20 protein-coding genes and 1 pseudogene are annotated in these 20831 nt (G+C 32.6%); 18 read left to right on the forward strand and 3 right to left on the reverse strand.

What is annotated here, in order from left to right:
• Nucleotides 1–100: 100 nt before the first annotated feature.
• Both MKY81_RS07880 and MKY81_RS07885 read left to right on the forward strand, forming a co-directional pair.
• Nucleotides 101–550, forward strand: coding sequence for a MarR family winged helix-turn-helix transcriptional regulator (locus MKY81_RS07880; protein ID WP_341117399.1), 450 nt, complete (start codon nucleotides 101–103; stop codon nucleotides 548–550).
• Nucleotides 551–567: 17 nt separating this feature from the next.
• Entirely contained in the window at nucleotides 568–1785 is a 1218-nt protein-coding gene (locus tag MKY81_RS07885; RefSeq protein ID WP_341117400.1) for an MFS transporter, read from the forward strand.
• 46 nt (nucleotides 1786–1831) lie between these two features.
• Here MKY81_RS07885 and MKY81_RS07890 read toward each other — a convergent pair.
• Nucleotides 1832–2023 (reverse strand): annotated as a pseudogene (locus MKY81_RS07890) (QueT transporter family protein); the annotation flags it as partial.
• Nucleotides 2024–2179: 156 nt separating this feature from the next.
• Nucleotides 2180–3061: a helix-turn-helix domain-containing protein gene (locus MKY81_RS07895; protein ID WP_341117402.1), complete on the reverse strand. Its 882-nt coding sequence runs from the start codon at nucleotides 3059–3061 to the stop codon at nucleotides 2180–2182.
• 474 nt (nucleotides 3062–3535) lie between these two features.
• Between MKY81_RS07895 and MKY81_RS07900 the strand changes: the two genes are divergently transcribed.
• The 12 genes from MKY81_RS07900 (at nucleotide 3536) to MKY81_RS07955 (ending at nucleotide 16134) form a co-directional block, all read left to right on the forward strand.
• Complete coding sequence (locus tag MKY81_RS07900) at nucleotides 3536–4813, forward strand: IS110 family transposase (RefSeq protein ID WP_100346401.1); 1278 nt, start codon at nucleotides 3536–3538, stop codon at nucleotides 4811–4813.
• 387 nt (nucleotides 4814–5200) lie between these two features.
• On the forward strand, nucleotides 5201–5962 hold the full coding sequence (locus MKY81_RS07905) for a class I SAM-dependent methyltransferase (RefSeq protein ID WP_341117404.1): 762 nt from the start codon (nucleotides 5201–5203) through the stop codon (nucleotides 5960–5962).
• 9 nt (nucleotides 5963–5971) lie between these two features.
• Complete coding sequence (locus tag MKY81_RS07910) at nucleotides 5972–7213, forward strand: DegT/DnrJ/EryC1/StrS family aminotransferase (protein ID WP_341117406.1); 1242 nt, start codon at nucleotides 5972–5974, stop codon at nucleotides 7211–7213.
• Nucleotides 7214–7227: 14 nt separating this feature from the next.
• Complete coding sequence (locus MKY81_RS07915) at nucleotides 7228–8484, forward strand: glycosyltransferase (RefSeq protein WP_341117407.1); 1257 nt, start codon at nucleotides 7228–7230, stop codon at nucleotides 8482–8484.
• Nucleotides 8477–9298 (forward strand): PIG-L deacetylase family protein, encoded by an 822-nt coding sequence (locus MKY81_RS07920; RefSeq protein WP_341117409.1) that lies wholly within the window; start codon nucleotides 8477–8479, stop codon nucleotides 9296–9298. Before MKY81_RS07915 ends, MKY81_RS07920 begins: the two co-directional genes overlap by 8 nt.
• A 113-nt stretch (nucleotides 9299–9411) precedes the next feature.
• Nucleotides 9412–10422 carry a phosphotransferase gene (locus MKY81_RS07925; RefSeq protein WP_341117411.1) on the forward strand — a complete coding sequence of 337 codons (1011 nt, stop codon included), beginning with the start codon at nucleotides 9412–9414 and terminating at the stop codon, nucleotides 10420–10422.
• Nucleotides 10423–10487: 65 nt separating this feature from the next.
• The gene (locus MKY81_RS07930) at nucleotides 10488–11495 is read left to right on the forward strand and encodes a nucleoside-diphosphate kinase (protein WP_341117412.1); all 1008 of its coding nucleotides are present in this window, start codon (nucleotides 10488–10490) and stop codon (nucleotides 11493–11495) included.
• Nucleotides 11488–13266 carry an outer membrane protein assembly factor BamB family protein gene (locus MKY81_RS07935; protein ID WP_341117414.1) on the forward strand — a complete coding sequence of 593 codons (1779 nt, stop codon included), beginning with the start codon at nucleotides 11488–11490 and terminating at the stop codon, nucleotides 13264–13266. The genes MKY81_RS07930 and MKY81_RS07935 overlap by 8 nt, the downstream gene beginning before the upstream one ends.
• A 146-nt stretch (nucleotides 13267–13412) precedes the next feature.
• Nucleotides 13413–13664: an FAD-dependent oxidoreductase gene (locus MKY81_RS07940; RefSeq protein WP_341117415.1), complete on the forward strand. Its 252-nt coding sequence runs from the start codon at nucleotides 13413–13415 to the stop codon at nucleotides 13662–13664.
• Between the two features lie 251 nt (nucleotides 13665–13915).
• Complete coding sequence (locus MKY81_RS07945; RefSeq protein ID WP_341117417.1) at nucleotides 13916–14266, forward strand: hypothetical protein; 351 nt, start codon at nucleotides 13916–13918, stop codon at nucleotides 14264–14266.
• A 26-nt stretch (nucleotides 14267–14292) separates the two neighbouring features.
• On the forward strand, nucleotides 14293–14637 hold the full coding sequence (locus MKY81_RS07950) for a hypothetical protein (RefSeq protein ID WP_341117419.1): 345 nt from the start codon (nucleotides 14293–14295) through the stop codon (nucleotides 14635–14637).
• 210 nt (nucleotides 14638–14847) lie between these two features.
• Complete coding sequence (locus tag MKY81_RS07955) at nucleotides 14848–16134, forward strand: aminotransferase class III-fold pyridoxal phosphate-dependent enzyme (RefSeq protein WP_341117420.1); 1287 nt, start codon at nucleotides 14848–14850, stop codon at nucleotides 16132–16134.
• Nucleotides 16135–16143: 9 nt separating this feature from the next.
• Here the strand turns inward: MKY81_RS07955 and MKY81_RS07960 are convergent, their stop codons facing one another.
• Nucleotides 16144–16710: a ribbon-helix-helix domain-containing protein gene (locus tag MKY81_RS07960; RefSeq protein WP_341117421.1), complete on the reverse strand. Its 567-nt coding sequence runs from the start codon at nucleotides 16708–16710 to the stop codon at nucleotides 16144–16146.
• A 115-nt stretch (nucleotides 16711–16825) separates the two neighbouring features.
• Between MKY81_RS07960 and MKY81_RS07965 the strand changes: the two genes are divergently transcribed.
• The 4 genes from MKY81_RS07965 to MKY81_RS07980 all read left to right on the forward strand — a co-directional run bounded on the left by MKY81_RS07965 (nucleotide 16826) and on the right by MKY81_RS07980 (nucleotide 20818).
• Nucleotides 16826–17170 carry a cupin domain-containing protein gene (locus MKY81_RS07965; protein WP_341117424.1) on the forward strand — a complete coding sequence of 115 codons (345 nt, stop codon included), beginning with the start codon at nucleotides 16826–16828 and terminating at the stop codon, nucleotides 17168–17170.
• Nucleotides 17171–17188: 18 nt separating this feature from the next.
• Nucleotides 17189–18346, forward strand: coding sequence for a sedoheptulose 7-phosphate cyclase (locus MKY81_RS07970; protein WP_341117426.1), 1158 nt, complete (start codon nucleotides 17189–17191; stop codon nucleotides 18344–18346).
• A gap of 343 nt (nucleotides 18347–18689) precedes the next feature.
• Nucleotides 18690–19931, forward strand: a complete 1242-nt coding sequence (locus MKY81_RS07975) for an MFS transporter (RefSeq protein WP_341117429.1) — start codon at nucleotides 18690–18692, stop codon at nucleotides 19929–19931.
• Nucleotides 19928–20818, forward strand: coding sequence for a GNAT family N-acetyltransferase (locus MKY81_RS07980; RefSeq protein WP_341117430.1), 891 nt, complete (start codon nucleotides 19928–19930; stop codon nucleotides 20816–20818). The genes MKY81_RS07975 and MKY81_RS07980 overlap by 4 nt, the downstream gene beginning before the upstream one ends.
• Nucleotides 20819–20831 lie beyond the last annotated feature (13 nt).

The raw sequence follows: 20831 nt of genomic DNA on the forward strand, positions 1-20831 counted from the left end.
ATGTCATCTTTTTTCGTAATATAGTTCGTATACAAATTATATTTACACACATTATATTTTAGTATATAATTAAAATATAATTGAAAGGAGAACGTGTAAGGTGGCCATTTCAAAAGATAGATCAATCGGGTTTGCTTCTGTGCGGACTAGTAAAAAAATGAGTCGTACAATTAATTTTTACTTAAAATCTTATAATATTACTTCTGAACAATGGAGTGTTCTAAGAACGCTAAGTGAGCATGATCATATTTCACAAAAGGAACTATCAATAAGAGCGGATAAAGATCAGGCAACATTGACGAAAATTCTCGATTTACTTGAAAAAAGTGAGGTTATTAAACGGAAAGTGAATCCATCAGACCGACGTTCCTTTTTAATAATGATCACGGAAAAAGGAAAGAACTTAGTTGAAGAAGTTGCTCCGTATTTGGAAGAGATTTTTTCAAAAATTATCAATGGAATTGATGAAGAGTCACTCCATATTTATTTGAAAGTATTGCAACAGATTGAAGACAATGCAGATTCACTACTAGAGGATGTAAACAACTAGAAAGAAGGAATTAATGTATGAAAGAATCGAATAAATTGTGGACAGGTCAGTATGTAGCCATTGTCTTAATGGCTTTTTTATTTTTTTTATGTTTACAATTGCTTACTGCAGGGTTTCCAGCTTTTATTACCGATATCAAAAATAACCCCGCTCAAGGTGGGCTGATGACGACAGTTTTTATGGTAGCGGCAATTATTACGCGTCCGTTCATCGGTTATCTTATTCATCGTGTAAATGTTAAAAAAATGAGTATTTATTCACTCGCTTTCGTGGCTATTACACTTGCGATTGCATACAATCAACAGTCAGTTCCATTATTGCTTTTATTACGGGTGTTTCATGGGATTGGATTTGGAATTATGACAACCATCTTAGCGACTTTAGCTACAAATATTATTCCAAAAAAGAGATTAGGTGAAGGAATCGGTTATTATGGATTAGCTACAAGTATTGGTACAAGTATGGCTCCTATGGTAGCACTTGCTTTGTTAGCTACGTTACCATTTAATTTTTTATTAATTATTTCAGTCGTTTTAGCCGTCCTTACATTTATCTTCAGCTTTTTTATAAAGCCTTCAAAAGAAGAATCGGTTATGACGAAGGAAGAACCGAAGCATAAGCTTTCCTTGAAGGAATCTATTTTTGATAAAAAAGCGTTTGTTCCAAGTATTTTATGTGCACTTTTCTCAATTACACTTGGAGGTGTCATTAGTTTTCTAAGGGAACTGGGGAAGGAAGAACATCTCGGTGGATCGGTTTCTCTCTTCTTTTTAATCGTAGCAATTGTCATGTTAGCGGCAAGACCAGTTTCTGGAAGATTGTATGATACGCTAGGACATAAAGTAATCATCTACCCTGCAGCAATTTGTGGAATCATAGGATTGTTTCTCTTATCTATCACCCATAGCACAAGTACCTTACTTATCGCAGCATTCTTCTATGGAGTGGCTTATGGCATGGTGACATCAACCTTACAAGCCATAGCGGTTAGTCTTGTTACTAAAGAAAAACAAGGAACGGCGAACGCAATGTATTTTTCCTCCATGGATCTCGGGATGGCCATCGGTTCAACAGGGCTTGGCATCCTTGCTGCAAATAAAGGATTTCATTTTATCTATGGATTTTCGATTGTGTGTGTAGTTCTTTTATTAATTATCTACACATTCCTTTTTATGAAAAAGAAAGAATCGGAAGCAGAAACAGTAACAGCTACATCCACATCTCAAATTATGTAATACCATATTAAAAAGAGCGATTCGCCATTACAGCGATCGCTCTTATTTATACTTGTTTTTCAAAATGGACGCGTTTGTTTAAGAAATAAAAGATTGGTGCCCCGATAGCCATGACTACAAATTCACCGATTGCGGTAGTTAGCCAGGTAATAAGAAAAGGAAGGTCAAGGGCTAGCTGCAGCTCATATGCAATGATAAACATTGTAAAGGTGAACACAATTGTATTTACAATCATACGTCGGAATTTTTGCCTGTCTCTGTAGCTTTTTTTCGACTTTTAATATGAAATCCTTTTAGTGTTTTGTTTGTTTCATAATGCCGTCTCCTTGGTACATTAAGTAGTATAATTACTCTTATTGTCCAATTCCATTTGGGGGAGATAGAACTGTGAATTTTACGATAATAAAAGAGAAGTTTCTTTTATTTTTGATTGTGCGAACTTAATATTTTCTTCACTATCTTGTAAAGTAAAAGCTATTTCTGCCAATTTAAAGTTTTCAATAGCATCTCTAAAATTATTTAAGGCTTTGTAGTTGAGGCCCTTCTGTATAAAAAGGTCACCTTTTAAATAAAGTAATTTATTTTTTTTACCTATTTTTAAGGCTAAATCACAGTTTATTAGTGAGTTTGAGTAGTCTTTACTAAAACGCAGGCATCGAGAAAGGTTGTAATATAGCCTCACGGGAATATAAATATTTTCCAACCTAGGTATATTTTTTAAATGAGATAGTGCAGATTTATAAGTTTTTAATGCCATTTCATAATTATTATTGTCGGTGTATAAGTTGCCCTTACTAATTAATATTTCAACCTCCCGTTCACCATAAACTTTTCCTTTAGAAGAAGTAAGTCTTATCGCATTATCTAATGTTTTAATTGCTTGGTTAAAGTTGCCGTCTTTATAAAAAAAACAAATTGCTTCATGCCAGGTTAAAAATTGCCTGAATTTAGCATCGTTAACGAATTTATTATTTTTTTCACTCGTTATTATTTCTTTTACAAGATCATAGTTTCTATCATAAACCGCTTCCCTTATTTGAGTTATTACGTCAATAATGTATTCATGCCTAGGGATATTTGAGATATCTAGAAGTAGGGAAATACTGATACCGAGTTTATCTGCTATCTTCATCAAAGTATCTGCAGAAGGATATACATCCCCTTTTTCAATTTTACTAATATAAGCTTGAGTGCATATCCCAGTACTTAAATCATATTGGGAAATATAAAACCGCTTGCGCATCTCTTTAATCTTTGCTCCTAGTAAACTAGTCATAGTTCGTTATTCACCTCATTAATTATATAACTATAGTTATTATAGATTATGAATTAGTGAGAAAAAAGGAATAAGTGTCAATGTTTTGAAGTAATAACCGGCGTTTTTCTCAAATACACAGTATTTTTATTAATGGTAATATTCTAATATATCTTACAAAGGGAGCCATATTAATATGAAAAAAATACTTTACTCCATAATTCTTACAACGCTGATGGTTATTAGTTCAAATCATAATATTACGGGATCACTAATTCCAACCCAAAATGTAAGTATCCTGAATTCAGGAGAGAAAGATACTGGTGCAATGCATTAAATTGGTGATCTTTGCTTTTTAAAAAATATATTAAGGAGCATTCCTGTTAGAAGGATTTTCGGGGACTTGAACAAAAAAGAGCCCTCTTGGTATGATACGGGGTGTCAAATCATAGCGCGAATTGACCCCTAACTTAGTTAACCAAGGAGGACTCCAAAGTGGATTTTAAACAAAATCAGAAAATAAATCAAGTCACCGAGAATACACTCGTAGTAGGAATTGACATTGCCAAGCGAAAACATTTTGCTTGCTTTGTAGATGATCGTGGTCGGGTGCTCCAAAAATCTTTCCCAGTATTACAGTCTAGTGATGGCTTCCAGTGTTTTTATCAACGTATTTTAACTGCAATGAAAGAATACGAAAAAACGGAAGTCATTGTCGGGATTGAACCAACAGGCCATTACTGGCTAAATTTAGCTTATTTCCTTGAGGAACGGGGTATTCCCCTAGTCATGACCAACCCTTTGCACGTTAAAAAGTCAAAGGAATTGGATGACAATTTACCAACCAAACATGACCGTAAAGATGCGCTAGTAATCGCTCGTCTTATTAAAGATGGACGCTTCAGTTATCCACGTATCTTGAAAGACATGGAGGCTGAACTTCGTGTTGGATCAACGTTTAGAGGGAAATTGACAGAGGAACTTAGTGCTGTCAAAAACATGATTATTCGCTGGTTAGATCGCTATTTTCCTGAGTTCACTCAGATCTTCCCGTCATTTGGAAAGATGGCAATGGCCGTACTAGAATGTACCCCATTTCCGAGTGATCTCCAACAGAAACAAGCTGATGAGGTTTTATCCCTTTATCGAAAGATTGAGGGGCTCAAATCTCCCCAACGACCAAAAGCAGTGCGCCTCATTGAAGTCGCTGCTTATTCCATTGGAGTAACAGAAGGACGTGAGATGGCCCGTATTGAAATCGCCACGCTCGTTCGCCGTTACCATCAGCTGGAACAAGATATCGAGAGGATTACTCAACACTTAGTTGAGCTTGTAAAAACTTCTGTAGAGTACGAGTGGCTATCAACGGTACCAGGACTAGGAGATACAACGATAGTTGATTTATTAGCTGAAATCGGAAGCTTTTCATACTATGAAGACCCACGCCAACTAATCAAACTCGCGGGGTTAACATTACGAGAGAGTTCTTCCGGACAGCACAAAGGGCAAAAGCGCATCTCCAAACGTGGCAGAAGAAAGCTGCGTGCCCTCCTATTTAGAGTTATGATGCCGATGATTCGACATAATGAGGCTTTTAGAAAACTGCACGAATATTATACAAATCGTCAGGTTAATCCATTACGTAAGAAGCAGTCTATCGTGGTTCTATGCGGAAAACTATTAAAAGTGTTACATGGAATCAGCACGAAGCACAAAGCATTTGATGCGCAGCGAATGATGAAGGATATTCCTAGTCTCGCAGAGGCTATATAGATTTCTACATCCCCTTTACAGACCTAGACAACAGGATGACACGGAGAAGCTGGCATTATATTCACCATTCGACCTAGAGTCCCTAAAGGAGCTTCGCTAGCCTCTGCCTTATGACTAGACCGAACGAAGGAATGTAGGCACACAGATGCCCAGAGACATGGGAGGGTACGTCATCATAAGTTACGCAGAGATCCATTGTGCATCACATAATTCTCTGACACTACTTACCACTATTAACCAGTAGTGACCGCGTAGCGTACCCATATAATGGAATAGTTTCTCATAATATAAAAATATTGTTAGGAAGCGTGTCGAAAAATATTTTTTTGACACCCCACCAACGGCTCAAACCGTTGATAAATCAACATTTATAGAGGGAGGAATAATATGTTAGGTACTATAGCCTATAGTGAACATACTGTATTTAATGACTTTAAACAACTTTTTGATCTAAAAGGCAAAAAAGTATTAGAAATAGGAGGAGCATTAGATAGTGATATAATTCTAGACTCTGGAGTAAAGGAATGGGTTTCAGTAGATCCTTTAAATAAAAATTTAGATAACGGTATTATAAAGCGTATAAAAGGGATTGGCTCCTCTATTTCGAGGGAATCTGAATATTTTGATTATGTCTTTTCTAGCAATGCATTTGAACACATAACTGATTTAAAGGAAACCATTCAAGAGTGTAAAAGACTATTAAAAAAGTCTGGGGCTCTATACTCACACTTTGGTCCAATTTGGTCAGCACCAGACGGCCATCATTTAGATATTGAAATTGAAGGAGAAATTACAGATTTCTCCACAGATTATATATTGCCCCATTGGATTCATTTAACCTATTCGCAAGAAGAAATTAGAGAGATGCTTTCTAAAAGATATAGAATTAAAGATGTTGAGAATATTCTACAAGCTATTTTTAAATCCGATTGGTTAAATCGACTTCATTTTGAAGATTATATCGATATATTTAAAGAATCTGGATTAAGAATAGCGAAAATAGAGACTACAGAAGAAATTGATTATCCATTTATTTATCCTAATTATGGAATAGAAGAAGTGACAATTCAGGAAAAACTGAATAAATTTCATGAAGAGAATAATAGGAACTATAAGTGCAGAGATATGCTTGTAGTCCTAGTTAAGTAGGTGATTTCTGTGGAAATAAAAGTTAAATATAATTGGCCACAGTGGCCAATTTATTCACAAAGTGTTAGGGAAGAACTACATAACGTATTAGATTCGAATAGATGGGCAGTTAGTGGATATTGGACTGGCGAAGAGTGCAAAGAAAAGTTATTTGCGATGGAATATGCTAAATATAATAATACAAAATATTGTGTACCAACTACCAGTGGAACAAATGCACTTTTAATTGCGTTGGAGGCACTCGGAGTGGGCTACGGTGATGAAGTCCTAGTGCCTGCATTAACTTGGTTAGCGACAGCAAGTGTTGTACTAAATGTAAATGCAAAACCAGTTTTAGTTGATGTGGATCCTGAGTCGTACTGTATGGACTGGCGTAAGATAGAGGAATTAATTACTAGTAAAACGAAAGCAATTATACCTGTTCATTTATATGGTTCTGTTTGTGACATGGATGAAATTATGCGCATTGCAAAAAAACATAATTTATATGTTATAGAAGATTGTGCACAGAGCCATGGCTCCGAATGGAATGGGAAAAAAGTTGGTACCATTGGTCATCTAGGATGTTTTAGCTTTCAGCAAGCAAAAGTATTAACAGCCGGAGAAGGTGGTGCTGTTATTACTAATGATTATGAAGTCAAGCTAAGATTGGAACAACTTAGAGCGGATGGAAGGGTTTTAGCTGACCAGAATGAGGCAGTTAAAGGTAGCCTACAACTTATTGAAGTAGGAAAGATACAGGGGAGTAATCGATGTTTGTCAGAATTTCAAGCTGCAATCTTAATTGAGCAACTTAAACTTCTAGAAAACCAAAATGACTATCGTCAACAGGCCGCTGAGTACTTAGATAATGAATTACTAAAGATACCGGGTATTAAAGTACAGGAAAGGCCAATTAGCGTTAATAAGCAAACGTATTATAGTTATATTATTAAAATAGACCAGAATGAGTATCCATTCATTGATGCTAGAGATGTAGTAAATAAATTACAAGAAAAGTTAGTAGTGGGAGATTTTCATATCCACAGTCCTTATAATGCAATTCATAAGAATAAGCTTTTCTGTCCTTGGTTAAAAAATAGGTATCCAGAGCACTTATCAATGTCAGAAGAGTATTGGAGAAATCAATCATTCCCAATTGCAGAAGGAGCAATTGAAGAGCTAGTTGTCCTACACCATTGCATGCTATTGAGTGACAAGGAATTACTAGATGTTTTTATAAAAAACTTTAAAGAGATAATTACTTTATAAGTTGGGGAATTTGAATGAAGATATTAAGGTTAACACCACATTATTACTTCGAAAATAAGTCGTGGCCAAGCAGATTTGATCCTCTCGGAGGACAACAAATACAAGTAACTAATCTAGCAGAATGGTTATCCTATAAGAATGTGGACCAGGATATATTAACAACAGGTTTTCCTGGAATAAAGAGAAAATTAAAGAAAAAGGGGAACTTAAAGGTTTATTCTGTACGTCGACTCACTCTTCCTTTTAAATCTAAGTATTCAGGAACATTTTTATTAGACTTTAGTTGGGCACTTGGGAGTTTGTTTTGGATATTAAAAAATTTCCAAAAAAAATATAATATAATTCACCTACACTCAAGCGGTGTCATTTGGCCATTTATTTTAGGAATATTTGCTAGTAAAATCTTTAAATCTAAGCTCATTACAACAATACACTGTAGTCGGAATTTCACCTATTCAACTACTAATTGGTTTGATTTGTTAATAAATCGTTTAGTAATCTTTATGGAGAATAAAACCATTAGCAGAAGTGAGATTGTATATGTATTAACTGATCGAACTAGGGATAAGTATGTCGGAAGATTCCCAGAATTAGTTGCGAAGTTTAAAAAGCTCAGTGATACAGTGGGGAATCAACATATAAATCATATGCATACAAAGCCACAATGCTGTGCGGAAAATTTACCCAAGGTTAATTTCCCCAGCGGGGATATAATTTTATACCTTGGTAGAATATCATATGAAAAGGGGTGGGAAACATTTGTAGAAGTAGCAAGAAATATTGCTCGTAAAGATAAAAATGCAAAATTTCTTGTGTGTGGCGATGGTCCTCAAAAAAAGGAGCTAATAAGAGTGGTAGAAACATACAATATTTCTGATAGATTTTTTATCACCGGATTTGTATCTAAAGAAATTGTTCCTTGTGTTTTAAATAACTCATGTGTGTTAGTAATGCCATCAAAACATGAAGAGTTAGGGGGATCTGCAATTGAAGGAATTATTGCCGGAGTCCCAATAGTTGCTTCTAAAGTTGGAGGATTACAAACATTAATAAAGGATAGTATTTCAGGTTATTTAGTTGAGCCGGGGGATGTAAATGGTTTTACATCCAGAGTTGAAAAAATACTAAATGAAAAAGATATTGCTAAACGGTTAGTGAAAAAAGCAAAAGAAGAAATAAAGGACATCTATCAACAGGATGTAGTATTTATGTCTCTATTGAAAGATTACAACAGTATCGTGGGTGGAGAGGATGAGGCTTTAGATGGATAAATTAAAGTCATATGACTCTATCATTATCTCACCGCATTTTGATGACGCAATTTTAAGCCTGTATGGTTATATTCATAGATTTAAAGAAACGGAAAAGATATTAGTATTAAATGTTTTTTCTGGTCGCCCCGATTCTAGGATAAAACTAAGTCCCTTAGCAAAAAATACTATCATGCATGATTTAAATATAAATGACGTTATTTCCATAGACCCAATATTATATAACCAAAGAAGAAATGCAGAAGATCAGAAAGCAATTGATCACCTTGGAGTAAAAAGGCACGACTTAAATTATTTAGATGCCATTTTTAGAGGAAATCCACCACTTTATACAAATGAACGTGAGTTATTTTCAAATATAAAAGAATCGGATATAAAAATTATTGTAGAACTTTTTCAAATTATTAAACATAACTTTGTAAAGGGCTGTAAATTGTTCTTCCCCTTAGCAATTGGAGAGCATGTTGACCACCAAATAGTTAATTTTGTTGGAAAGCAGCTAGCTAAAGAGAATTATAATTGCATTTTTTATGAGGATTTCCCATATTGCGCAATCGAGGATATTAAATATGTTAACGATAAGGGGTTTAATAGCCATTATGAAGCTTTTTATGTTGATCTAGAAGGCATCATAGATAAAAAGGTCAGTGCAATCAAAATTTATGATAGCCAAATTAAAGGTTTGTTTGGTGATAAGTCTAATATTATTAATATGCTAAATAAATATTTTGAGAGTTCTCCTAGTCAAACCATAAATGGATTTGAAAGGATTTGGTTAAAAAAGGACAACTATAGTGTTATAAGCAAGTATTAGTATATAAAATACTGATAAAAGATTTATTTAATAGAGGTGAGGTCATTACTAAGTTTACTGAAGAAAATTGAATAGATTCAGAGTGATCAAAAAAATGTGAAGGTTGTATTAAAATGTCTAAAATAAGCTTGTTGGAGCTGCTCGAGAATAAATATAATATTACAAACCCAAAAGTTGTAAAAAAATATGGTACTTGGGGTGATAGTGTTAGATGGAGGGTGCAAAGTGATTATGGGCACTTTTTTTTGAAAGAAAAACCATACTACCTGCAATTCGAGGAGTTTGTTCAAGTACTAGACTATCAAAAGTTCCTTAGGAAAAGTGGAATCCAAACTGCACAGCTCAAGGAAACAGTAGAGAAACAAAGTTTTTTTGTTTGGAATAAAAGGGTTTTTGCCTTGCATGAGTGGCTCTTTGGAAGGGTCTTATTTCCTGATGATGAGAATGATTTGAAGGAACTCGGCAATCTAGCTGGAGAAATTGCTAAACAAACAGTAAATATGGAAGGAGAAAGGTTAATTACTCCTAAGTGCAGTGAGATAAACTTTCCAAAAATTACAAACAATTCTTTCCATAAGTATATTAATATATTGTTCAATTACTTTGATGAAAAAAATCGACTTGATAAATTAGTTTCGAATCGCTTGGATGATTTGAAATTTTTATTGGAGGATTTTCAAGGCATAGTAGATTTCTCACAATTAACATGTTCATGGATACATGGTGATTTGCATTATTATAATGTAATCCGTGAGTATAAAAGTAATATTCTCATTCCAATAGACTTAGATGATGCACATTGGAATTACAGTTTGATAGATATCGCTTGGCAATGCATTCTTGTAAGTGCATGGTATTGGCCAAATATGAATAATAAGCCCATTTTAAAACAAGAGATTGAAATAGAAAAAATTTATACATTATTTGATGGATTTATGAAAAAAGCACCTGTTAACGGTAAAGATTTGATAGCATTTAAGTATTTTTTGAGTGTAATACTAATTTACTCGATCATTTGCATGGATGAATTAAATGAACATTTTGATAGCTCAAATGTTAACTATAATACAATAATAATTGTTCAAGGGATGATTGAAAAAATAAATAACTTTTTAATAATCTAGTTTTACCATCTTTCAAACAAAACACAAATATAAATTAGCAATATTTCTTAAGGAAGTGAATTCAATTGAACATTAAAGAAGAGCATGGTCTTGTGATATTAAAGCCAGATGGTGTACAAAAGGGTATTGAAGAAGAACTTATAAAAGAACTTAAAAGTAATGATATTAAAATAGTGCATGTGTCAAAAAGGCAACTAACCAAACTTCAAGTTCTTGAAAGTTTTACATCAGATTTTAATATGGATATTTACTCTGATTACATTTCAAGAAGTGATGTTATTGGATATTTAGTTAAGGGGCACTATGCTGGACAAAAGCTTCGAGATATTAAGCAACAAATAAGAAGTAATTACGGTTATACGAGTCGTAACATGGAAAATCTAATTCATACAGCTGATCACGGGAATGAATACTATTTTCAATTTAAACAATTCTTCCCTGAACTTGATATAGTTAAGTACTCTAAATTTGGAGATATGAATTTAAGAATTGATGGAGATGAACAAGAGATAACTAATACTTTGCTATCTCTAAGTGAGGAAAGCAATTTATCCTGGGTTGGAATTGTAACTAGTATTGATAGAGTATTGAAGACAAAAGAAGTAATACGTGAATTAAGAAATTTATCATTTAACTGTATTATTGGTGTCTCTGCTACTCATAATTTCAACGGAGAAATACTAGAAATTATCGGATATTTACCTCCAAGTTTTACATATACAGATTATGATAATTTGTCAATTGAAAAAATAGTATCTTTTGAAGATTTTGCTGCTTGGATTAACGATCTAGGAGGTTTAATGGTTCTAGGATATACATCTACATCAAAAATAAATTTATTATTATTGAATGTATTGAAGAGATATATGATTAAGGGAATTACTATTTATGATGCTCGTCGAGATATGAGACAGATAGAGGATCTGGAAGAATTAGTGGAAGACAAAGCTGGTATGTTGTTCTCCGGTGGTACTGCCGGTATTGTTCGAGGTGGAGAAATAGCATTGGATAGGGCAGAATTTGAGTATCTAACAAAATCTTTTTTATTCGAGGGTATAATTGAATATGAATAAACCAATATCAATTAAAAATATCCCATTTAAGTTAGAAAAAGAGATAGGTATAAGAAAAGATAAATATAACCAAAGGCCATATCTTAAAGACCCGGTAATTGCACAGCAATTATATGAAACAGGTGAAGTTTTCATTTTTGATCCTACAAATAAAGATCTACCAGCATTTTTAGTGTCCAAGGAAACCAAAAAAATAACATCTTTATATAGTCCGAGTGACACTGTATTATGTGGTATTACTTTTATTAAGTATATTGGTAATAATACATTTCTAGCTATTTTAGATGATGAAATTGTTCAAATTAATGATGGTGATATAGTATGGAAACATAGTAGCAAAAGAGAAAATTTTAAGCCAATTACTTTTGATAGTTGGGCTGACGGGAGGATTGTAGTACTTGATGGTGCTAATAAAGAGTTAGAAGTTTTTTATAAAGATTCTATTAACACAAAAATATGGCGTATTCCAGAAGAATATTTTATAGATCCGATTTGTATTAAAACACTGGAAAACGGTAATGTTCTTATAACTGATAGAGAACTTCAACTCGTATTCGAACTATCTCCAAATGAAAAAGTAGTTTGGCAACATGGCATACTAGGACAACCTGGGAGCGATGTTAATCAATTAACTTATCCTCAATCTGCAACAGTGTTAGCAAACGACAATGTTCTTATAACCGATTCTATGAATAATAGAATAGTGGAGGTTAACAGGGATAACCAAATAACATGGTGCTATTCGAACGTAAGGGATGGTTTTTACGAAAGTAACCATTTATTTTATCCAGCGTGGTCTGAAGAGACTCAAAATGGAAATAAATTGATATGCGATAGTAGAAACCAGAGAGTCATCGAGGTTAATCAAGATGGAGAAATTATTTGGGTATTTGGTGGTACAAATGTGAAACAGAGACTACTGTCGTTTCCACGATCTATTCAGGTTCTAGATAACGAAAATATATTAGTTGCAGATACATCTAATAATAGAATTATTGAGATAGACAGTAATAATAATGTAGTTTGGCAATTTGGAAACGGAGATCAATCTTCAGGGGATAGTGCACTATTTTGGCCAAGATGTGCAAAGAAAATTAATAAAGATCAAACGCTAATAGCCGACGGAAGAAATGGAAGAATCATCTTAATATCCTCAGACAAGAAGATATTAAGATCTGTGACAGAATATTATACAGATGGTAGGTGGGTTAAGCTTAAAGACCCCCATTATGTTGATATCCTTAATAATGGAAACTGGCTTGTTGTCGACTCACCTGCGGACACAGTTGTTGAAATTGATGAAAAGAATCGTGCTAAATGGATATTTAAAAATGATAGTTGCTATAAAAACAATACTCTATACGATCCACACTGGGCATATCGTAATACAACTAACAATAATACGATTATCGCTGACTCTGCTAATCATAGAATTTTATCTGTCAGTGAAAATGGTCATATTAAATGGGAGTTAAAAGAAATTCACTTAGGTGAAAGAGTGATAAACCTATTCTGGCCAAGGTGTTGTTATGTACTAGACTATAACAATATATTAATAGTTGATGGGGGAACAGGTACCATAATAAAAATAAACAAAGATGGAAATGTAATTCAAGCCTACGATTCATCGGAGGAAATAATCAAAACAGCATTAATGGAAACTCGCAGCATAGAGTTAATTGAAAATAATGTTGCTCTAATATCTGATACAGAAGGATGTAGAATACTAAGAATCAGAAATCTCCCTTTTCTTGAAGATTCTAAATCCTAATTTAGCCGTTTTGCTGTAGTTGTATTCGGTTATTACCTGAAAGTTAAGATGGAGATTTCTTATCCCATATTTTCGGAAGGGTATAAGAGATTAGATTATTACAATGTGGTTGAATTCCAAATAAGAAATAAGGTATCGGAATTATTATGAAAAATCAACATGTATTTGATGATGTTGTTGTTGTGGGAAATGGTGTACTTGGGCTTTCATTGGCACTTTCACTTGTAAGAAAAAAGTTGCCGGTTGCATTAGTAGGTGAGTCTAATCGACCGTGGGCAGCATCAACTGCTGCAGGTGCAATGCTTGGATGTTTTGGAGAAGTAACATCTACTCTTCTTAAGAGTGAACATGGTCGTGCCAGGATCCTGACCGGAAAGAGCAATTTATATACCAAATGAACATGCATTTATCCAATTGATCTTTAATAAATATTGGAAAAGTCATTTATTTTTCTCGGTGGTACGTTAATAACTGAACTTGGTTTGCGAATAGAACATAATGCGCAGCGCGTTGATGCTTTAGTACTTGAATCAGGGGAGCGATTATTTAGTAATAAAATAGTGTTAGCTGCAGAGTTAAATCTCAAGACTTACTTGACACTGTTCCTGATATTGCTGTAAGTATACCAAAGTTGGTCAGTGGTTATGGTGTGTCAGCAATAGTAAGTACCGAGGATGAAACATCACCAAGTAGAGTTTTAAAAACTCCTAAAAGAGCGTTTGCATGTGGTTTGCATATTGTACTAAGACAGAAAGGAGAAGTTTACATAGGTGCCACAAATGTTATTTCTCCTAAAGTAGTAGATAATCCTATTTTAGATGATATCGTATTTTTGATTGATTGTGCATATCGTCAAATCCGACGGAATTTGTCTAAAGGCACATTGAATCGTCTCCAAGTTGGTAATCGACCTGTTTCTCTTGATGGATATTCTTTATTGGGTGAATCTAATCTTAAGGGACTCTGGCGAATGACAGGGACGTATCGTGTGACGGATTAACTTTATCTCCTTATTTGTCACGTGAAATGGCAAAACTTGTTTGTGACAAAGAGGCTAATGTTGATCTTGCTTTATTTATTCCAGTTCGTAGCCCTATCCAACCGCTTACACGGGAAGAAGTAATAACGGAAACGGTAGAACACATGCTTGCAACTGGATATGAAAGTGATTGGCGTATTCCTGTTGAGTGGCATAATATTATTGAACGAATTATGTATGCCTCCTATGAGAAGTTCACTAAAGTAATTCATCCAGTTATAACACCACCTGCTGAGATACTTGCGGCTTCCAAAGAAAGTCAGAGCATATTAAATACACTTCACGAAAGCTATATCGGTGTAAAGCGATCGAGGAAAGAGAAATTGGTTTAATGAACTCTTGAACTTAAATTTGAAAAGATGGTTTGAATGATAGGTAAATTGACGAGGATAGTCACTGGTAATACACTTAGCAAAGATGCTAGAGGGAAGAATTTTGTTGTTTGTTCTACTTTTGAAAAAAATTACCTATTACTTTGAGTTGATAGTTTAACAGATTAATAAATCTTTTATTTTCATTTATAGAAAATTATGGAGGATATAATGTCTACAAAAGAATTGATAAATAATATTGATAGTTTTGTCTCTACAGATGTATGGTCACCTTTAGATCCTTACAAAGATGAGAAAATAATCTTTCAAAAAGGTGATGGGGCGTATATTTGGGATATAAATGGAAAACGTTACGTTGATTTTATAAACGGTAAAGGGTCAATACTTTTAGGGCATAATGATAGTGATATTAATCAATTATTAATAGAATCAATCTCAAATAAATCAAGTACTGTAACCGGACCACATCAGTATATTGTTGCCTTGTCAGAAATAATTTTAAGAGATTTGAAACGTGATCATTATAAAATAGCTTATTTTTCTACAGGAACTGAAGCAGTTAAAGCAAGCGTTAATATGGTAAGAATGGCTTCAAAAAAATCAATAATATTAAGCTCAGGCTATCATGGCTGGGATCCACTTTGGTATCACGATAATGGACCTCATGAATTGAATAAAAATGATATATTAGATGTATTTTTTGTTCCAGATCTATTGAAGAGAGCAATAACTAATAATAAAGGTAACATAGCGGCTTTTGTAATATCCCCGGATTATGTATATCTTTCAGAGAAAACTTATAACGAGTTGTTTTCAATTTGTAGAGAACATGAAATATACATTATTTGCGACGACGTTAAACAAGGTTATAGATATAGATCTGGTAATTCATTAGAAATGGTTGGGGAGCGAGCTGATCTTTATGTGTTCGCAAAAGGTTTATCCAATGGAAATAGACTATCCTGTGTAGTAGGACCCGAACAGGTAATGGAGTTTTCGAGGGATTTCACATATACCTCATATTATGAACTACTACCTTATATTTCTGCGCTTGGAACTTTAAAAAAGATGCGTAATCAAAATGGTTACATGCAAATAAGAAATATTGGTGCCACATTTTTAAATAACCTAAGAGAAATATTAAAAAATAGTCCAATAGATATGAATGTAAATGGGAACGGGAACCTGTTCCAGTTTGTTTTCCCAAATGATGAGATAGAAGAAAAGTTCTATCGTTTGTGTTTATTAAATGGCTTACTATTTTTTAATGGAGATAATCAGTGTCCAAATTTAGCTATAACAAATGAAGTATACGATTTTGTGTTAAAAGTAATCACTCAAGTGATTGAGCAATTGAGTTCTAATTACAATACTGGTAGTTTCTCCATAAACGACGAAAGAAGATTTATTAGTGCTTGGAGACAAATGGACGGTGCTAGTGATTTTATAGATACTAGTGACAGATTAATAATAATTAACAAACTTTTTTCTGAATAAAACAAAAGCTTAATCATAGTATTTTCTAAATAAATTGTCTAAAGCTTCTCTCAAAAGAGAGGACTCAGTTCTACCAATCATTTTGGACAAATCGTTAAGTCTTTCTAATTGGGTTAATGAGTAATAATTGCTTTTGAGTTTCATTTTTGCATCATGAGCAAAAACAATCTTATTTTTTCCTTCTTGTTTGCCTTGATAGATCGATTCTTCTAATAAACGAATTATTTCTATTGAGTCTTTTCCATTTTGAGGATACTCAATAATAGAAGCACAGAATGAATCCATAAGTTCATTGGGTAATTTTAGTTTTAAGTTAAATAACTCACTTGCTATACTTTCTAATTTTAAATTGGTATCTATCGAATAAAATTCATCTTTTCCTAAATATTCCATATTAACAGATAGATTTTTATTAAAAAAATCTTTAATTAACTTTATTCTTTCATTATTTTCTATTTTACTGGTTTCATGGTAATTATCAATATCAATTAATATGGAAATAAATGGGGACTTATTTTGAATAAGTTCCTCACATCGTTTACTAATTGATCTAAAGTCTCTTTCTTCGAGGTACATACTTTCACATCCTAATTTTTTATAAGAAAAATATATCATTGAAGAAATGGAATAGTCAATTAAGGTTATTTTCAACAGTTAGAAAAATTACTTTTGGAAAGGGTGGAGAAGAAATATGATTTATAACGTTTACAAAAGTGATCTAATATATGAAGTTAGTCATGGCGGGATTGGGCTTTTAAAAAAGATTAGATTAGATTCTAATTTTGAGACTTCTATTGATTTTATAGACTTTGTAGTAGTGCCACCCGGTTCAACAATTGGCAGACATAGACATCAAGAAAATGAAGAAGTTTATTTTGTTATAGAAGGAAAGGGACAAATGATAATTAATAACGTAAATTATGAAGTATCTACTGGTGATGTAATTATTAATCCTCTTTACGGTGAACATGAACTTAAAAATGACAGTCAGAACAATATGAATTTATTTATATTCCAAGTTTCAAAATCTAATTAATTACGGGAGGACAACCTGATGGAGAAGGTATTATTAAAGGAAAACAAAGTTGTTTTACCAACACATGGATTAATGGATTTTCATTTTGATGTATATCTAGATAGGCAAATATTTAATATTGATAATCATTTAATTAAAGAAACTATAAAGGAGAAGAAATGTTTAATTATTATAAGTGAAACTATTGAGAAGCTTTATTTAGATAAAATAAAAAATTATTTTAATTTCCATCTACAGGAATATCAGTATAGGATTATTACGATTAAAACTACTGAGATAAATAAAAACATTAATAATGTATTAAAAGTTTGTGAAAGTGGGATGGATTTCGGTTTAGATAGAAAATCATTAATGGTTGGAATTGGAGGAGGTATACTTCTGGACATAGTCGGATTCGCTGCATCGATGTATAAAAGGAAGTTAAACTATTTAAGAATTCCAACAACTCTTTTAGCTCAAATTGATGCTGGTATAGGAATTAAAAATGGAGTTAATCATAAAACCTCTAAAAATATACTGGGATCATTTCATAACCCCGTTGCAACTATTAATGATATAAGTTTACTTAAAACTTTAGATAAAGAGAATCTCATGGCTGGGTTAGCAGAGATAATAAAAATGGCATTAATATTTGATTTAAAGTTATTTGAATTAATTGAATCAAACTTTAACAACATCATAGATTCAAAATTTAATGATGTAGACAGTATAGGTACGAAAATAAATGAGATTGCCATTTCTTTAATGCAAAGGGAATTAGAGAAAAATTATTATGAAAAAGACCTAGAGAGATTAGTTGATTTTGGCCATACCTTTAGCCCATTTATAGAAGAATCAACTAATTATTCAATCAAGCATGGGCTTGCTGTTGCAATGGATATTGCGATATCAACGGAAATATCATTTCTAATGGGCTTAATCTCTGGAACATCAAGAGATAGAATATTGAACTTGCTACTAAATATAGGGTATGACCTTGTTGATAAATCAAACTTAGATATAGATGAATTATATAAATCTTTAGATAAAATCTCCTTACATAGAGGTGGAAATTTGAATTTAATACTTCCAATTGAAATTGGAAAAGCCTGTATTATAAAAAATATTAGTGATCTTAATTATTCATGTCTACAAGAAGCTATAAAAAATTTAGAAGAAAAGACCTTAAGCCGCTAAACACTTTTAATGATTCCAACATTGGGTAGTGAGAAAATCTATAAAGCAATTCCTATACGGTCAATTTAATTGATGATAGCCTCTATTATTTCAAAAATATTAAGAAAAAATTAAAAATTTATTTGACTTTCAATGTATATATGTTACTATATATATAGTAACATATATACTAAAATTTAAGGAGGTGAGAAAAATGCCAGCAGTAATTACACACAAAAAAATCAAAAAAATCAAAAGAAAATAATCGGAAGCTAAAAAGTGAAAAAATAGAAAAGTAGGAGTTATACTCCTGCTTTTCTGTATTTAAACGGGATAGGAGGTAATTATTATTAATAACTCCAAGTTGGAAAAAAATTCTATATGGACAAATAATCAGTTCAAGCTCCTTTGGACTGGTAATATACTTTCAGAAATTTCTTTTAATTTTTTCACCTTATGGCTTCCTATTGTAATTTTTTTTCTAACTCAATCTACCTTAGCTATGGGAACAATGAGAGCAATACAAGTACTTCCTAATATTTTGTTAGGTATCTTAATTGGAATTATGATTGATCGTTATAACCGAAGGAACGTTATGATTCTATCATCATTGATAATCATTCTGTCTTTGGCGATTCTGTATTTTTTATTAGTTTTTAAAATGCTGGAGATTTGGCATATATATATATTGGGTTTCTTTATTTTTACTTTTAGTTATACATTAGGTAATTCATATGACACAGTTATACCAGAGATTGTTAAAGATGATCAATTAGTGAAAGCTAACTCTTCATTAACTCTAGTAGATTCAACAGTAAATTTAATTAGTCCTATCTTAGCGGGAATGATGTATATGGTTGACCTTAGTATAGGATTAGTAATTACAATCATGGGTACGTTGATCATGTTGTTCTGTAGTAGTAGGTTAAAAGTTACTAAGCCAAAAAAAGAGGCAAAGGAGGATGTATACAAAAAGAAATCCTCACTAAAAGTGGAGTTCTTAGAGGGTTGGAATGCATTAGTCGATAATAGGCGACTTTTTATGTTAACAATAAGTATTACTATTATGAACATTGCTTCTGCTGCTTCTGGTGCTGTCCTTGCATTTTATGCTTTATATAATTTAGAGATATCTAATCAAACCCTGGGTATTGTATACTCTGCCGCCGCACTTGGAGGTGTTTTTGCGGCACTTGCCTCTAATAAGTTAAAAGATGTATTAGAACAAGATAAAATATTTATCACTTCGGTGGTCATAACAGCAATTGGTTTTTTTGTGAACTTTATATCTACACATTGGACTGGTCTTGCAATTGGATTATTACTAATTAGCTTCGGCACAATAACAACGAATATTTACTATATAACTCTTAGGCAAAAGACAATAGAGAGTCATTTACTAGGGAGGGTTTCAGGAACATCATCCATGATTATGAAATTAGCAGCTCCCATCTCTTTTATCTCTGCAGGTGCTTTAGGCGAATTGATTGAAATTAACTATATTTTTCTATCATCAAGTATCATTCTTCTAATTCTATCGGTATATATTTACTTTGGTTTTCAGAAAAAAGTAGTTAAAAATAAAGGAGGGGCATTATTTAAATGATAAAGGTTACAAGTTTTCCGAATTTACAGGAATTTGTTCCTATTAAAAAGTTAGATGATTATACTGTAAGTTCATTTGATGGGGAATGGTTTATTTATGGCAAAGATAACAGCAAAGATAAAATAGTAGGGAGATATTATTTTGGAAACAATGAATTTAGCGGATTAAATGAATGCTATGTAGACTTACTTTTTGGTGATTGCCATCTTATTGATAATAGTTTTATTCAAAACTTATCACAATATCTTAATAAAAGAATATATGAACTTGAATACGAAATTCATTTATTTTTTTTAGAATATACCAATACATTAAATGGATTTGAACGATTAAGTGTGGAGAATATTTTAAAACTTGATGTATACTCTGTTGTTACTTTGGTTGAAAAAGATTTATTTGGAAAAACTAAGGAGCGAATAAAAGGGGAGTTTACCGTTCGGACATTTGAAGAAAAAGATAGCCATAATGTTATTTCTTGCTTAGTTGATTCCTATAAGATGGGAATAAGTCTAGGCGGATTTGTAGATTTAGTAGATTTTCAGAGGCTTGAACAGAATATTGTTCAATATTATAACGAATTTTTCCTTTCGAAGAATACAATAATCTTTATAGCTGAAAAAAACGGAGAGTTTGTTGGACATATTACTTTTGAAATGCACGATGAAAAAGCTGTTTTGGTAGACTCCTATGTATTAAATAAATTCTCTGGAAATGGTGTATATGACCTTTTAAAAAGGAAATTTGAAAACTTCTGTATTAGTAATGAAATAACTGTATTAGAAGGAAGTGTGGAACCACATTCGGAGAAGTCTTTAAAAATTTTAGAAAACCTTAAGCAAAATGGCTGGAGGGAGAAATCATATATAGGTAGATTTAATATTAAATAAGGGGTAAAGAAAA

The organism is Heyndrickxia sp. FSL W8-0423, assembly GCF_038009395.1.
Classification (GTDB): Bacteria; Bacillota; Bacilli; order Bacillales; family Bacillaceae_C; genus Heyndrickxia; species Heyndrickxia sporothermodurans.

Bases quoted from the DNA above. Each gene is read 5' to 3' on its own strand.
- MKY81_RS07915 (WP_341117407.1), top strand. From the start codon at position 7,228: ATGAAGATATTAAGGTTAACACCACATTATTACTTCGAAAATAAGTCG.
- MKY81_RS07935 (WP_341117414.1), top strand. From the start codon at position 11,488: ATGAATAAACCAATATCAATTAAAAATATCCCATTTAAGTTAGAAAAA.
- MKY81_RS07905 (WP_341117404.1), top strand. From the start codon at position 5,201: ATGTTAGGTACTATAGCCTATAGTGAACATACTGTATTTAATGACTTT.
- MKY81_RS07970 (WP_341117426.1), top strand. From the start codon at position 17,189: ATGGAGAAGGTATTATTAAAGGAAAACAAAGTTGTTTTACCAACACAT.
- MKY81_RS07925 (WP_341117411.1), top strand. From the start codon at position 9,412: ATGTCTAAAATAAGCTTGTTGGAGCTGCTCGAGAATAAATATAATATT.
- MKY81_RS07895 (WP_341117402.1), bottom strand. From the start codon at position 3,061: ATGACTAGTTTACTAGGAGCAAAGATTAAAGAGATGCGCAAGCGGTTT.
- MKY81_RS07885 (WP_341117400.1), top strand. From the start codon at position 568: ATGAAAGAATCGAATAAATTGTGGACAGGTCAGTATGTAGCCATTGTC.
- MKY81_RS07940 (WP_341117415.1), top strand. From the start codon at position 13,413: ATGAAAAATCAACATGTATTTGATGATGTTGTTGTTGTGGGAAATGGT.
- MKY81_RS07965 (WP_341117424.1), top strand. From the start codon at position 16,826: ATGATTTATAACGTTTACAAAAGTGATCTAATATATGAAGTTAGTCAT.
- MKY81_RS07955 (WP_341117420.1), top strand. From the start codon at position 14,848: ATGTCTACAAAAGAATTGATAAATAATATTGATAGTTTTGTCTCTACA.
- MKY81_RS07960 (WP_341117421.1), bottom strand. From the start codon at position 16,710: ATGTACCTCGAAGAAAGAGACTTTAGATCAATTAGTAAACGATGTGAG.
- MKY81_RS07950 (WP_341117419.1), top strand. From the start codon at position 14,293: ATGGCAAAACTTGTTTGTGACAAAGAGGCTAATGTTGATCTTGCTTTA.
- MKY81_RS07920 (WP_341117409.1), top strand. From the start codon at position 8,477: ATGGATAAATTAAAGTCATATGACTCTATCATTATCTCACCGCATTTT.
- MKY81_RS07980 (WP_341117430.1), top strand. From the start codon at position 19,928: ATGATAAAGGTTACAAGTTTTCCGAATTTACAGGAATTTGTTCCTATT.